This is a genomic window from Bifidobacterium parmae (genome assembly GCF_002860365.1).
Taxonomy (GTDB): domain Bacteria; phylum Actinomycetota; class Actinomycetes; order Actinomycetales; family Bifidobacteriaceae; genus Bifidobacterium; species Bifidobacterium parmae.
This window is the reverse complement of sequence record NZ_NMWT01000001.1, coordinates 204,521-218,656: the sequence shown is the minus strand read 5'-3', so window position 1 is coordinate 218,656 and position 14,136 is coordinate 204,521. Positions and strand designations below refer to the sequence as shown.

General features: G+C 65.7%; 10 protein-coding genes and 1 pseudogene. 1 reads left to right on the top strand and 10 read right to left on the bottom strand.

Translation table 11 applies throughout. The annotated features are described in order from the left end of the window. Positions 1–122: 122 nt before the first annotated feature. The 10 genes and pseudogenes from Uis4E_RS00850 to Uis4E_RS12380 all read right to left on the bottom strand — a co-directional run. Positions 123–1,274: a quinone-dependent dihydroorotate dehydrogenase gene (locus tag Uis4E_RS00850; RefSeq protein ID WP_101621356.1), complete on the bottom strand. Its 1,152-nt coding sequence runs from the start codon at positions 1,272–1,274 to the stop codon at positions 123–125. Positions 1,275–1,490: 216 nt separating this feature from the next. Continuing rightward, positions 1,491–2,846: an NADH:flavin oxidoreductase/NADH oxidase gene (locus Uis4E_RS00845; RefSeq protein ID WP_101621355.1), complete on the bottom strand. Its 1,356-nt coding sequence runs from the start codon at positions 2,844–2,846 to the stop codon at positions 1,491–1,493. Between the two features lie 167 nt (positions 2,847–3,013). Further along, positions 3,014–5,299, bottom strand: a complete 2,286-nt coding sequence (locus Uis4E_RS00840; protein WP_101621354.1) for a transglycosylase domain-containing protein — start codon at positions 5,297–5,299, stop codon at positions 3,014–3,016. Positions 5,300–5,521: 222 nt separating this feature from the next. Further along, complete coding sequence (locus Uis4E_RS00835) at positions 5,522–6,217, bottom strand: Crp/Fnr family transcriptional regulator (RefSeq protein WP_101621429.1); 696 nt, start codon at positions 6,215–6,217, stop codon at positions 5,522–5,524. A gap of 196 nt (positions 6,218–6,413) precedes the next feature. Beyond that, positions 6,414–7,628 carry a lipoate--protein ligase family protein gene (locus tag Uis4E_RS00830; RefSeq protein ID WP_243394261.1) on the bottom strand — a complete coding sequence of 405 codons (1,215 nt, stop codon included), beginning with the start codon at positions 7,626–7,628 and terminating at the stop codon, positions 6,414–6,416. Positions 7,629–7,739: 111 nt separating this feature from the next. Next, complete coding sequence (locus Uis4E_RS00825) at positions 7,740–8,786, bottom strand: 3-isopropylmalate dehydrogenase (protein ID WP_101621353.1); 1,047 nt, start codon at positions 8,784–8,786, stop codon at positions 7,740–7,742. 287 nt (positions 8,787–9,073) lie between these two features. After that, positions 9,074–10,372 (bottom strand): IS607 family element RNA-guided endonuclease TnpB, encoded by a 1,299-nt coding sequence (gene tnpB, locus Uis4E_RS00820; protein WP_101621427.1) that lies wholly within the window; start codon positions 10,370–10,372, stop codon positions 9,074–9,076. Next, complete coding sequence (locus tag Uis4E_RS00815) at positions 10,365–10,946, bottom strand: IS607 family transposase (protein WP_101621352.1); 582 nt, start codon at positions 10,944–10,946, stop codon at positions 10,365–10,367. Before Uis4E_RS00815 ends, tnpB begins: the two co-directional genes overlap by 8 nt. A gap of 360 nt (positions 10,947–11,306) precedes the next feature. After that, positions 11,307–12,911, bottom strand: a complete 1,605-nt coding sequence (locus Uis4E_RS00805) for a zinc ribbon domain-containing protein (RefSeq protein ID WP_243394260.1) — start codon at positions 12,909–12,911, stop codon at positions 11,307–11,309. A 210-nt stretch (positions 12,912–13,121) separates the two neighbouring features. Further along, positions 13,122–13,190: pseudogene (locus tag Uis4E_RS12380) on the bottom strand (zinc-ribbon domain-containing protein); the annotation flags it as partial. A 225-nt stretch (positions 13,191–13,415) separates the two neighbouring features. Here Uis4E_RS12380 and Uis4E_RS00800 point away from each other — a divergent pair. Beyond that, positions 13,416–14,093, top strand: a complete 678-nt coding sequence (locus tag Uis4E_RS00800) for a hypothetical protein (RefSeq protein WP_133125361.1) — start codon at positions 13,416–13,418, stop codon at positions 14,091–14,093. Positions 14,094–14,136 lie beyond the last annotated feature (43 nt).

Sequence of the window (14,136 nt, the reverse complement as noted above, 5' to 3'; positions counted from 1 at the left end):
CGACCGATAATCACCGTGCTATCCGACCGCCGTTCACGGCATCCACGTCGTTCAACACCGTTTACGCCGCTCAACACCGTTCACGCCATTCAACACCGTCCACGGCATCCACGGCATCCGGCTCACTCGGCGTCGACGCCGACGGCTTCGGAGACGGACGAGAATCCGTCGCGGCGCAGCAGTTCGGCGAGACCGCGCTTCAGCACCGTGATCTGCTGGGGGCCGCGGTACATGAGCGACGAGATGAACATCACCAGATCGGCGCCGGCGCGGATCCTCGCATACGCCTGTTCGGGCGTGAACACGCCGCCGATGCCGGCAATCGCGAACCGGTCGCCGTATTCGCGGCGCACCTTCGCGACCAGCGCCTCGCTGGGCGCCGTGCACGGACCGCCGGACAGGCCGCCCTCCCACTCGTGCGGGATGGCGAGGCCGGTGCGGTCCTTGTTGAGGTTGGCAAGCGAAACGCCCTGCACGTTGTGTTCGGCGAGCACGTCAAGCAGTTCGCGGAATTCGCCCCACGGCTTGTTGAGCGGCATCTTGACGAGCGTCGGCTGCGGGCGGTCGACCTTGTCGAGCGCGGTGAACAGCTTGTCGAGCGCCTCGGGCGAGGCGGTGAACGGTTCGCCCACGTGCGTGTTCGGGCAGGACACGTTCACCTCGACCATCGCGGTGCGGCCGGCGGCGCGGCGCATCGAGATGCAGTAGTCCTCGATGCCCTCGTCGAGGTCGCCGCACTTGTCGTCGTTGGTGCGGGCGATCGAGACGGACATCTGCATGTCGTGCGCGTGCGTCCACGCCTTCTCCGCGCGGTCGATGACCTTGTCGGAGCCGATGTTCGCGAGTCCCACGTGCACCATCATCGAATCGTATTCGGGCAGACGGTGGAACCACGGCTTCGCGTTGCCGGGGCACGGGCGGGACGTGGTGGAGCCGACCGTCTCGAAGCCGAAGCCGGCGTTGTCGAGCAGGACCGGCATGTCGCAGTTCTTGTCGAGTCCGGCGGACAGGCCGAACGGGTTCGCGAAGTCGACGCCCATCACCGTGGTCTCGAGGATCGGATCGGTGTAGTCGAGCATCGTGCGTTCCGCCCACAGCAGCGGCGGAATGTGCTTGACCACGCGGCAGAACGCGATCATGCGGTCGTGCGCCTCGTCCGGGGGCACGTTGAACACGAAATTGGGTTTGATGACGTGCTTGTAGCCGAAGGTGAACAGGTCGCAGGTCGCCTTGTTGACCGCATCATGCCAGAAGCTATCCGAAACGTAACTCATGGTTCCCATTGTGGCACTGTTTGCGCGAACTGTCATGCGGCCAAGCGGATTACCCGGCCTGTCTCTCCCCCAGTCGGTTCCACCGACGGTCCCGCAATTAAGAACGACCTTCAGCCGACCTCATATTTGCTCACTAACGTTCGCCTTCGCCTAAAAACGCCTCCGGCGTTTTCTTCACGGCTCAGCCCCCTCGTCAGAGGGGGCCGACGGGGACAATCAGTAGGCGCCGCGCACGTACTGGGGCTGGTAGGGGGCTTCGGTGACGGGCACGCCGAGCTTGTCAGCGGCGCGCAGCGGCCAGTACGGGTCGCGCAGCGCGGCGCGGCCGATCTCGACCGCGTCGGCCTTGCCCTTGGCGAGCACCTTCTCCGCCTGCTTCGGCTTGGTGATGAGGCCGACCGCGGTGACCGGCACCTCGGCGCGCTTGCGCACCTGCGCGGAGAACGGCACCTGATACTCGGGTTTGACCGGGACCGTCACGCCGGAGACGATGCCGCCGGTGGACACGTCGACCAGGTCGACGCCGTGCGCCTTGAGCAGCTGCGCGAGCGCGACCGTCTGGTCGAGGTCCCAGCCGCCCGCCGCCCAATCGGTGGCGGAGACGCGCACGAGCAGCGGCATGTCGTCCGGGATGACGCCGCGGATCGCGTCGGCGACCTCCAGCAGGAAGCGCGTGCGGCCTTCGAAGCCGCCGCCGTATTCGTCGTCGCGTTCGTTGCTCAGCGGGTCGAGGAACTGGGAGATGAGGTAGCCGTGCGCGGCGTGGATCTCGATCGCCTGGAATCCGGCGGCGACGGCGCGCCCCGCGGCTGCGGCGAACGCGTCGACCAGTCCGTGGATCTCGTCGATGGAGAGCGCGCGCGGCGTCGCGTAGCCGCCGAACGGGATGGCGCTCGGCGCGACGACCGGCCAGCCGCTGGCCTCCCCGGGTACGGTCTCACGCTCGTAGCCGACGGTGAACGATCCGGTCGAGCCCTTGCGGCCCGCATGGTTGAGCTGGATGGCCGCGGCGGCGCCGGTCGCCTTGATGCCTTCGACGATCCACTTCCACGAGTCGATCTGCCAGTCGGCCCACAGGCCCACGTCGTTCGGTGAGATGCGCCCCTCCGGCGCGACGGCGGTCGCTTCGGCGATGATCAGGCCGAAGCCGCCCATCGCGCGCGACACGTAGTGCTGGTAGTGGAACGGCGTCGGGCGGCCGTCCTGCGCGAACGCCGAATACGTGTCCATCGGCGGCAGCCAGATGCGGTTGCGGATGGTCAGACCGCGCAGGGTGATCGGGCGGAACAGCAGCGGACCGGCGTCCTTGGCGGGGTTCTCCCCCGTCGCTCCCTTGGACGGCTTGCCGGACTTGCCAGCCTTCGCCGCGGACTTCGACGCGGACTTCGACGATTTCGCGGCCTTGCCCTTGCCGCCCTTGCCGGGCTTCGCCGCCTTGCCGGCCGCCTTGCCCGAGTCCGCGGCCTCGACGGTGTTCGTCACGTCGAGCCCGCGGAAGTCGAATCCGCTCGGCCCTTCGACGTTCGCCGTCGCCCCGATCGCGCCGCCGTATGCCGTGGTGTCTTCCGCCATGATGTTGTCCCCCTTCGATGATTGGCGATGACTGTCCCTAGCCATTCTAACGTCGAAGCCGCAAGTACGCCGAACGCCCACCGCATGTGGAATGCGGTGGGCGTTCGATCGTCGGGCGTCCGGCCTTCGGGAGACGGCCGGGGCCGCCGGGCCGCCGGGCTACCGGCTCACTGGCCGGTCGTGCCCTGCTGGGTCGTGGCGCCTCCCGTCGTCGCGCCGGTCGTGCCCTGCTGCGTCGTCGTGCCGGTGGTTCCCGTGCCCTGCTGAGTGGTCGTGCCGGTCGTGCCCGAACCCGTGCCGCTGTACGTGGTGGTGCTTCCGCCCGTGTACTTCGCGCTCGGGTTGCCGTAGCTGTTGTCGATCGGGATGCCGGCCGTGTCGACGTAGGTCTGCATGAACTGCTTCCACGCCGGCTCGGCGATGTACATGCCGTACCAGGTCGGACGGTACACGCCGTTGATCGTCTTGTAGTTGAACGACTGCGGCGATTCCGCGTTGCCGACGGCCACGAACGTCGCCACCTGCGGGATGAAGCCGCCGGTGAGCATGTACGTGTCCTCGTTGGTGCCGGTCTTCGCGAAGGTCTTGCGGCCGCCGCTCAGCTGCGCGTCCACGGCGTTGCCGCCGGAGCGGACGACGCCCTGGTTGATGGCGTAGGCGGTGGTCTCCGCGATCTCCGGGTCGATGGCCTGATGGCAGTTCGCGGACGGCACCTTGTAGTTCTTGCCGGAACGGTCGGTCATCTTGGTGATGGCGATCGGGGTGCATTCCACGCCCTTGGCGGCGATGGTCGCGTACACGTTCGCCATGGTGAGCGGCGAGGCCTGCACGGTGCCGATCACCATCGGCGGCTGGAACGAGTTGGAGTCGTAGACGTCCTCATGGCCCTGGATCGAATTGTGGTAGCCGACCTGCTTGGCGGCGTCCGCGATCGCGCACAGGCCGATCTGCTGGGTCATCGAGGCCTGGGTGGTGTTGTGCGAGAGCACGAGGCCCTGCAGCGGGCTTTCGTTCGAGGTGCCGCCGCCGGAGTTCTGGACGTTCCACGTGCCGGCGAACGCGTAGCCGTTGCAGCTGAAGCTGGCCGTGTTGTACGCGGTGGAGGTGCGCAGGTACTGGTTGATGGACTTGCCCTTCTGCATCCACGCGATCAGGTTGATCGGCTTCCATGTGGAGCCGGGCTGGAAGCCCCAGCCGCCGCCGTCCTGCTCGTCGACCGCGTAGTTGACGGCCGTTCGGGTCGAATCGGTCTTCGCCAGATCGGTGGCGTCGTAGGTGCGGTTGATGCCGAAGCCGAGCACTTCGCCGGTGCCGGGCCGGATCGAGGCGATCGCGATCTCGAAGCCGGTCGGATCGTTCGGCGGGATGGTGTCGCGCGCCGTCTGCATGGCGATGTTGTTCGCGTTCACGTCCATCGTGGTGACGATCGACAGGCCGCCCTCCTTGAGCAGCTTGTTGCGCTCCTCCTCGGTCTTGCCGAACTCCTGGTTCTTGAGGATCTGGCGGGTCACGTAGTCGCAGAAGAACGCGGCGTCGCCGGCCACCTGGCATCCGGATTCGATGGACTGCACGTTGAGCGTGTCCTTGAGCGGCGTCTTGGCGGCCTCGTCATGCTGCTTCTGGGTGATGTAGCCCTCCTGCAGCATCAGGTCGAGCACGATGTTGCGCTGCTTCTGGGACTCCTCGATGTTCTCGTCGCTGGTCGGATCGTACTTGGCGGGGTTCTTCGTGATGGCGGCGATGGTCGCGGCCTGCACGACGTTCAGGTCCTTGGCGGACACGTTGAAGTAGCGCTTCGCGGCGCTCTCCACGCCGTAGAGGTTGTGGTTGCCGAACTGGGCGATGTTGAGATAGCCCTGCAGGATCTCGAGCTTCGAGTACTGCTTCTCCATCTGCACGGCGATGAGCATCTCGCGCACCTTGCGCGCGACGGTCTGCTCGGAGGCGTGGTATTCGGCGATCGGGTCGTCGTCCTCGCGGGCCTGCATGGCGAGGACGTTCTTCACGTACTGCTGGGTGAGGGTCGAACCGCCCTGCGTATCGCCCTTCTTCACGAACGTCTGGAAGAAGGCGCGCATGACGCCCTGCACGTCGACGCCGTGATGCTTGAAGAATCGACGGTCCTCACGCGCGACCACGGCCTGCTGCATGACCTTCGAGATGTTCTTGAGCGGCACGACGGTACGGTTGTCGGCGTAGAACTCGGCGATCTTCGTCGTGCCGTCGGAGGCGTACATGACGGACTTCTGCGGCAGCGAGGTCACGTCGAAATCGACGCCCTCGACCTTCAGCGACGGCACCACGGCCTTGGCCACCGAGTTCGCGGCGAACACGGCGGGGGAAACCAGCGTGGCCACCACCACGCCACCGCCGACGCACAGCATGATATAGGCCAACAGCAAAGTGAGCACACGTCGAACGGTAAGGGACTTCTTTTTCGGCATGCGCCCCATTCTAAGTGGGTGGGTCTACCGGAGCCGTTTCCGTGCCGGACTGTGTGCAATCGTTCACAAGAACCGCACTCCCTGAACGTCTCCCGCAAACACGGTGAACGCCCCGTATCGCCGCCCCCGCCGGCGGGGGCTGTCAGCCGGAGACCGAGGTGCCCCACGTCCTGCCCCCGCCGGCGGGGGCTGTCGGCGAAGCCGACTGGGGGTGGTCGCCGGCCGAATACCTCAGCGGCGCGACCTGCGGATGAGCATGCCCGGCTGGTAGATGATGATCGACCGGCCCTCGCGCGCGATCCACCCGCGGTTCGCGAAGTCCATCAGCGCCTTGTTCACGGTCTCGCGGCTGGAGCCGACGAGCTGCGCCATCTCCTCCTGCGTCAGATCGTGCGGCACCTTGAGCCCCTCCTCGACCGGCTCGCCGAAGCGGGACGCAAGGTTGATGAGCGTCTTGGCAAGGCGGGCGGGCACGTCCATGAACACGAGGTCGGAGATGTGCTCGTTGTTGGAGCGCATGCGCCCGGCCATCACCTGCAGCATGTCGATGGCGACGCGCGGATGCTGGTCGAGCCAGTGGAACAGCGCGTCATGTTCGAGCCAGACGACGCGCGTGCCGCGGCTCATCGCGAGCGCGGACGCGGTGCGCGGGCCGCCGGTCGGGTCGAAGACGGGAATCTCGCCGAGCACTTCGCCCGGCGCGTGGATGGACAGCAGCTGGATGCGATGGTCGTTCGATTCGCGCACGAGCTTGACGCGCCCGTGCTCCAGCAGGTACATGCGGTGATCGGTGCCGCCCTGCTCGAAGATGGCCTCGCCCTTGTCGTACACGGCCTGGTTGAGATGGGGGATCAGCTCCTCCGCCTGCTCCGGCGACACCTGCTTGAACAGCGCGGTGTGCAGGAGCACGTTCTCCTCTTCGGGCATCGCGTTCGGCTTTTCCGCCAACTCACATCACCATCCCATCGTCACGTCGCCGTATTCCACCGTCGGTCCGCGGACATCCTCGACTATCGTCCGCAACATTGTACCGCACGCCCGCCGGAGCCGCCGTGAACGTACCGTAAGCGTTCACATGCGCGTGCGGCGGTCGCGCGTGCGCGTCCCGCGTGCGGCGCCGCCGTCACGCGCGGGACGCCTGCGCGCGGCAGTACGCGAGCAGGTGCGCGACGACCTCGGCGCGCGTCATGCCGGTCTGGCTGCGGAGCGGGTCGACGCGCTTCACCGCCGACCTGACCGCCTTGTCGCTCGTCTTCTCGCCGCTCACGTTGAGCACACGCGTCATCTTCGCCGCGTCGATGTCGTACGCCATCGTCACGTGGTGCAGGACCGCGCCGGGCGCGTCCGTCGCCACCGGCGCGGCCGCTCCCCCGTGCGCCGCTGCGTGCGGCGCGGGGAAGCGGCGTTGCGCCGCGCCGCCGATCTTGCCGTATTGCGACGCGATGTCGTTGAGACCGGCGAACCGCACGTCAAGTCCCAGCCCGCGCAACGCCTCGACGAGCCACCGGTCGCACAGACGGTACGACGATGCGACGTCGATGCCGGCGACGAAATCGAGCGGAGTATATAAGGAGTAGGTGATCGTGTTGCCGGGTTCGATGAACATCGCGCCGCCGCCCGTGCACCGGCGCACGACGGTGATGCCCTCGGCGCGCGCGACGTCCTCGTGGACCTCGTCGGGGATCGATTGGAACCGGCCGACGACCACGCACGGTGCGCTCCACTCCCAGATGCGCAGGGTCGGCCGGCGCGCGCCAGCCGCGACCTCGCGCGCCCATCGCTCGTCGACCGCCATCTGTTCGGCGGGTGTGCGGGGCTCGTCGTGGATGATGGCGAGCCGCGGCCAGAGGGCGGCCCAGCGGGAGGCGAAGTCGGTGTCGGGGGTCATGACCACCCCCACCCGCTGCGCGGGAGCCCCCGCCAGCGGGGGCAGGGTGAGGGAGGCGGCGGTATCGGTGCCGGATGACGGGGGCGGGGTGAGGGCGCGGGCGGCGGCGACGGCGACGGCGGCGGCGTCGGTGCCGACGAGACGGGCGCGCGGATGACGGGTGATCGCCTCGCGCACCGCGGCCGCGATCGTCTCGGCATCGGTCGTGGGAGATTCGGCGATGACCGACGCGATGGCGTGCTCGATGTCGCGCAGGAGGGCGTCGGCGTGCTCGTCGGAATCGGCGTCGACGAAGAAATCGCCGTCGACGCGCACGCGTGGCGCCGGCGCGCCGTCCGCCGTGGCGAAGGCCGGCGCTCCCGTCGGCGCATCACCCGGATCCACGGTCACGGCGACGAGTTTGCCGCCCGGCGTCTTGCATTCCCCACGCATCGTGTTCGTCATACCCATGCCGTCACCATAGCAAAAGGCCCTCGGCGGGGTGCCGAGGGCCTTCGGGAACACGCGACGGACACGCGATCATCTGTACGCCATGCGCGTCACGCGTGACTCACTTGCGCATCACATGCGGGCGAGGATGTCCTTGCCGACCTGGTCGGTGGTGCGGACGGTGGAGCCGAGCTCCTCGATGTCCGCCTCGACGGCCTTGTGGATCCTCTGCGCGGCCTCGTCGAAACCGAGATGCTCGAGCAGCATGGCGGCGGAGAGGATCGCGGCGGTCGGGTTGGCCTTGTTCTGGCCGGCGATGTCCGGTGCGGAGCCGTGGATCGGCTCGAACATGGACGGGTATTCGTCGGAGGCGTTGATGCAGCCGGAGGCGGAGTAGCCCACGCCGCCCACGACGGCGCCGGCCTCGTCGGTGAGGATGTCGCCGAAGAGGTTGTCGGTGAGGATCACGTCGAACTTCGACGGGGCGGAGACGAGGAAGATCGTGGCCGCGTCGATGTGCGAGTAGTCGTGCGTGACCTCCGGGTACTCCTCGCCGACCTTGTCGACGATGCGCTGCCACATGTCGCCCGCATTGACGAGCACGTTCTTCTTGTGGACGAGCGTGATGTGCTTGCGGCGCTTCATGGCGAGCTTGAACGCGTAGCGCACGACGCGCTCCACGCCGTACGCGGTGTTGATGGAGACCTCGGTGGCCACCTCGTTCGGGGTGTTGCGGCGGACGGCGCCGCCGGCGCCGCAGTACAGGCCCTCGGTGCCCTCGCGCACGACGACGAAGTCGATGTCGCCGGGGTTGGCGAGCGGCGAGGTGACGCCCTTGTACAGCTTGGACGGACGCAGGTTCACGTACTGGTCGAGGTCGAAGCGGAGCTTCAGCAGCAGGCCGCGCTCCAGGATGCCGGCCTTGATGCGCGGGTCGCCGACGGCGCCGAGCAGGATCGCGTCGGTCTTCTTGATGCGCTCCTCCTCGTCCTCGGGCAGGATGGAGCCGTCGCGCAGGTAGCGCTCGGCGCCCAGATCGAAGGACTCGTATGCGAATTCGGCCACGCCTTCGGCCGCCTTCTCAAGCGCCTTCTGCGCCCATGGGGTCACTTCCTTGCCGATGCCGTCGCCGGGGATCACGGCGATCGTGTACTTCTTCGTTGCGGTGTTTTCGCTCATGGCACGAGACGTTACTCGCGGCCGCCCGGCGCCCACGGCGGCCGTTCAGCAATTGGACACGACTGCGGACACAACCGGAATGGAAAAAGAACGAGGCACGAAGCCGGAGGAAAGAGACGAGATAGTGAACAGGGGGTGAACAAGAGCAAGGTGGCACGTTGATTCTCGGCTGGCAACAAGCCCGGTGATAGGCTGAAAACAGCCTCCCGGTGGTTGGAACGTCATCATCGCCCGATGACGTGGCGAGGAGGATAACGAAAGGAACGCTCATGAGCGACCGTTGCAAGCTAGTTTGTTCTAGTTTGCAGGACGGTCTTGCGGCCGTCCGCTCCAAGTCTGACGCCGGTCGCCCGGCTGCTTGGTTCGCACTTCGCGGGGGTCTGCCTTCCATCCTGATGGACGGCGGGTCTTGCGTCCCCTCCATGCGCGTTTAGGGTCTCCGGGGCACTCCCGGCGACCATGATGTTGATGGCCGCGTTCAGGTCACGGTCCAGGGTCAGACCGCAGTCTTCGCAGTGGTAGGTTCGCTCGTCGAGGGAGAGCTTGGCTTTCACGCTCCCGCAGTCCGAGCACATCTTGCTGCTGGGATACCAGCGGTCGATCACATGCAGTCTCGCGCCGGTCCGCATGGTCTTGTATTCGAGTCGGCGTCGCAGTCCGGCGAAGGACGCGTCCTCGATCGTCTTGGCGAGCCGGTGGTTCCTGACCATGCCCGTCACGTTCAGGTCCTCGATGCTGATGTCCGAGTATGTTCCGGCGAGCCATGTGGTGAGCTTGTCCAGCAGGTCGCGGCGCCGGTCGGCGATGCGCGCGTGGATGCGGGCGACCCGGGCGCGCGCCCTACGCCGCCTGTTCGACCCCTTGGTCTTGCGGCTCAACGCCTTCTGCGCGTGTTTCAACCGGCGTTCGGCCGTTCTGAGCGTGTGCGGGTTGTCGACGCGGGTGCCGTCCGAGAGCGTGGCAAGCGTTTTGACGCCCAGATCGACACCGACCGCCCCTCCCTTCGGCGTTCGTTTCGCCGTCGGGTCGGCGCGTTCGACGGTCAACGCGGCGTACCAGCGTCCCGCGCGGCACGAGACCGTCATGCGCAGCACCCTGGCCCCGTCCACGCGTCCCGTCACGTCCTCCATGCAGTGCACGCGGCCGATACGGGGCAGTCGCAATGCTTTCGGGTCGTCCTTGACGAGGCCGAAACTGCCGGTCGTGTACGCGAACCGGGGAGTGGCGCTGTCCTTCGCCTTGAACCTCGGGAAGCCGACCCTGCGTCCCCTCCGTTCGCCCTTGCGGCTTTTCGACCAGTTCTTGAGGGCGTCCGCCAACGATCCGAGCCCGCTGTTATAGGATTCCTTCGAGTTCTCCCGCCACCACGTTTTCCCGTCCGCATCCACGGCCAGCGTGTCCTTGTTCGCGTTCCACCAGCGGCGCAGCGCGTACAGGGACCATTCCGGCTTCTCCCCGGCCTCGATGGCGGTTTTGACGTGGGCGAGACCCGCGTTGTACGCGAACCGCGCCGCTCCCGCGTGCGACGACAGCAGCCGTTCCTGTATGGGCGTCGGGTCCAACGCCACCTTGACGGCCTCAAGCATCATGCGCCGCCCTCAACGCGGCCTCCGCCTTGGTTCTAGCCGCGCGCCGCCCGTACAGTCGGGCGCAGAACGAGGTCAATACCTCGGTCATGTCACGCACCAGGTCGTCGTCAAGCTCCGAATCGTCCACGACGATAAGACGCCGCCCCTGCGCCGTCAACGCGGATTCGACCAGTCCCGCGTCCATACGGGCCAGACGATCCCGATGCTCCACGATGATCGTGCCCACGGTCGGGTCGGCGAGGACGCGGTTCAATTTGCGACGTTTGTCGTCCACGCCGGAACCCGTCTCCATGACCAATTCCGGTTTCTCGACCCCCATGTCGATGGCGAACGCCTTCAACCGATCCGCCTGACGTTGCAAATCACTCTTCCGATCGGAGGACGAGACACGCGCATAGCACACGACGCGCGAACCGGCCACCGGCATATCCGGCTTCTCGTACTTCGGGTCGTGGACCAGCCACACGCTCCCGGCCTTCTCCACCGGGACGGGCATACGGTTCTCACGGCACCACTTCCACACCGTCTGCTCGTTCAAACCCTCACGAGCCGCCCATTCCTTCGCACGCATAGGCAAATCATATCACACAACAACAAGGCAAAACAAACCAAAGCCTCAGCAGTTCACAACCCTCGTCCGATCTCAGCGATGGTCTGAACGACATCGAGAAGGAGGTCACGCCGACCGAGGAGCTCAACGACCTGTCCGATCTCGTGCAGGACGGCTTCCGCGACAGAATCTAGCGGTTTCGTCGACTGGTGAGCCCCCTGCGCCTGCCGGCGGGAGCTGTCCCGCGCAGCGGGACTGAGGTGGTTTCCGATATATGAAGTCGATAATAGAGTTGGGGGTGGGCGCATTCGCTGGAATGCGCCCACCCCCAACTCTATTGGTCACGTTCCTTCACGGATTGCACCGAACCGACCACGATGCCTATGCATTGCTCGGAGACTGGCCCCGAGTCACCGTATAGTCGCCGTCGTCGGTCATGTACAGCATCCATGACATGTGCGTGTGGTCGAGGTGAGCGGTATCTTCCGAGGCCGGCAGCAGGTCGAACGATCCGACCGACTTGCCCTTGCGATCCACGATGATCTTCTCATCCGTGGTCTGCACGTAGATCTCGTCGGTCAGATAGTTGATGCCTTTGAACGAGCCGCTGCTGAGCAGCAGTCTCCCCCACTGGTCCTTGTCGAGTACTTCGGTGGATTGGAGATCGTCGTCGATGAGGAAGATTCGTTTGGCGTAGTCATCGCCGAAATCGACGGCCTGCACGTAGACCGTTCCGTCCGAGAACTGGTTCAGATCCAGTTGGGAGTCCTCGCTCACACCAACGATCGACGCCACCGACTTCGCGGCACCGGTTGAATCGACCATCCAGCCGTTGAACAGCCAATGATCGTCGCCGACGCGGCGGATCGTATCCGCGCCGCAACCGTACGACCGCCCGCAATACGTTTCGGGCACGTCGACGAGCTTCTTGTTCCCGTCGATGGAATACAACTGGTAGGTTTTCGTGCTGACGGGCGTTCCCGGCCGCTTGACCGTGGCCAGGTACGTGTCGTATACGGACACGTCCTTCACCTCGGTCTCGGTCATGTCGACCGACTGGTATCCGCCGCTGTCGCTGGTGACCGCGCCTTCATCCTTGAACGTCTGCAGCGTCGTCGCCGTCTTCCTGCCATGGGTCAACGCCATCACCTGCGCGTGGTCGACGCGCTCCTTGTCCTCTCTGCCGTTCACGGTGAACGTCTCCTCCGTGTGCCATGTCTTCTGCACCGCCACGCGTGTGTCCGACGCCCCGATCACGGCGTACTGATAGTCCTGATCGCGGTCGGCGAGATTGTCCTCCTCGGTCTTCAGATCGATGCGTTTGCCAAGTTCGCCGGTATTCACGTTCACTTCATGCGCGTACAGGTGCACGGTTTCGGGAGTGGTGCCGACGGCTTTCGTCTTGACCGCGTAGATCACGAACACCGCCGGATCGTCGCCGTATGTGGCGGCGACAATCGGCGTGGTCTCCGCTTTCTCACCGGATTCCAGCATCGAAACGTGGACCACTTCCGAGGCATTCAGCGCGGGAGTCCATAATCCGAACGAGTATTCGCCTTCACCCCCGGCCTGACTGCCGTTCGATGCGGTCTCGCCGTCGGTGGCGTAGCCGTCGTCCGCGCAGCTGATCAGGTTGGAGACCATGGCGCCACCACTCCAACTCCACCTGCTGGCGCTTGACCCGCCGCATTGGAAGTCGGTCATCGTGACTTCGCTGACCTTCGGTTTCGTTGACTCCTCCGTGCCGTTCCTCTTCGTTTTCGGCTGCGCGGCGGTCTTCTTCTTCGTCGTCGCCTGCGCCTGCGTCTCCTGTTGCGCGGCGGCCTGCGTGTGACGCCAATACAGGAATCCTCCGATTCCCGCAGCCGCCAGCACGATCGCGACGATCAGCACGATGATGATGGCACGTGCGCGATGCGGTTTCCGTGGTGCGCCGCCGTCACCGGGAGGGACCGGCGTGCCGGAGCCGCCCGGCACGGCCGGCATTCCCGGTTGTGGTATGGACGGCACCGCCGGTTGCGGTACGGACGGCGGCGCCGGTACGGTAGGCACGGACGGTGTCACAGGTACGGCAGCAGGTACGGCAGCAGGTACGGCAGGCTGCGGTATGACGGGCTGCGGGATACCCGGTTGAGGAACCCCCGCAAAGCCGTTCCCCTGTGATGGTGCCGGTGCCGGCACCCCGCCCGGCACCGGTGCGCCGCATCGCTCGCAGAACATCGCGCCGTCAGGCACCGTGTTGCCGCATTGTGCGCATCGTCTCATCGTCTTTCCCCTTCCGCTCGGACCGCTTCGTCTCTCCTCCCATTGTAAAGGCGGCACGCCGCCGATATCTCCTTACCAATAGAGAGACTTCGTCAGGAGACACCTGACTTGCTTAACACCGACCTATGAAAGCCGTAGAATCGCCTCATCGGCGTTGTTCCGCCGAACGCTCCGTTCGTTGCCGATTGGAGCGTTGGATCGAGAATAGACAGGAGAAATAAGGGTATGAAAGGCATGAAACGTATCGGAGCGCTGTTGCTGAGCGCCTGCATCATCATGGGATTGGGAGCGTGCGGCGGCACGGGCGATTCCCAGTCTGCGGGGCAGCCATCCGCCTCGCAACGATCCGGGAAGTCGAAGTCAGGGTCAACGTCAACGGACGACTCCAAGAACAGCAAGTCCACGAAGGCGCAGCCGGAAGGGAAAATCGTATCGGATTGGCGTGAGCGTTACCACTGCGCCGATCGTAGCGAATACGGGTCGCTCCCCGATTTCGATCTGGCGGGGCAGGTCATTCTCGCAGTGGACGACGGCTGCGTGATCATCGTCGACGGACAGACGGTGAACGTCCCCATCATGGATGCCCCTTCCGTCGACGGCGTGATCAAGGTCACCGACAGGCTGTTGGGAGAGCTGCCCGTCACGTTCGATTCCTCCGACGTCGGATCCTGGAGCATCACGGTCGACGCGTCGAATCTTAAACCGGCCACGCTGACGGGTGTGAACAAGGACTTCACCGTGGGGAGCGAACTCTGCTACGGCGGCTCATGCCCGGGCGGCATACAAAACCAAGAAATGGCTTTTGGGGAGACTGGTACCGTGAACGTCACGGGCGGCACGACGGTCGTCGTGCGTTTCTTCTTCGCCGGCGCCGGCGACGTCGCGGTCATCAGGCGCGGCTGACACCGCCGCCGACACACCGTTCACGCCCGGATGCCGCCGCGGT

Coding starts and splice junctions, on each gene's coding strand:
- Uis4E_RS00850 (WP_101621356.1), bottom strand. CDS start 1,274: ATGAGTTACGTTTCGGATAGCTTCTGGCATGATGCGGTCAACAAGGCG.
- Uis4E_RS00835 (WP_101621429.1), bottom strand. CDS start 6,217: ATGCCCGAAGAGGAGAACGTGCTCCTGCACACCGCGCTGTTCAAGCAG.
- Uis4E_RS00845 (WP_101621355.1), bottom strand. CDS start 2,846: ATGGCGGAAGACACCACGGCATACGGCGGCGCGATCGGGGCGACGGCG.
- tnpB (WP_101621427.1), bottom strand. CDS start 10,372: ATGCTTGAGGCCGTCAAGGTGGCGTTGGACCCGACGCCCATACAGGAA.
- Uis4E_RS00825 (WP_101621353.1), bottom strand. CDS start 8,786: ATGAGCGAAAACACCGCAACGAAGAAGTACACGATCGCCGTGATCCCC.
- Uis4E_RS00815 (WP_101621352.1), bottom strand. CDS start 10,946: ATGCGTGCGAAGGAATGGGCGGCTCGTGAGGGTTTGAACGAGCAGACG.
- Uis4E_RS00840 (WP_101621354.1), bottom strand. CDS start 5,299: ATGGGGCGCATGCCGAAAAAGAAGTCCCTTACCGTTCGACGTGTGCTC.
- Uis4E_RS00830 (WP_243394261.1), bottom strand. CDS start 7,628: ATGGGTATGACGAACACGATGCGTGGGGAATGCAAGACGCCGGGCGGC.
- Uis4E_RS00800 (WP_133125361.1), top strand. CDS start 13,416: ATGAAAGGCATGAAACGTATCGGAGCGCTGTTGCTGAGCGCCTGCATC.
- Uis4E_RS00805 (WP_243394260.1), bottom strand. CDS start 12,911: ATGCCGGCCGTGCCGGGCGGCTCCGGCACGCCGGTCCCTCCCGGTGAC.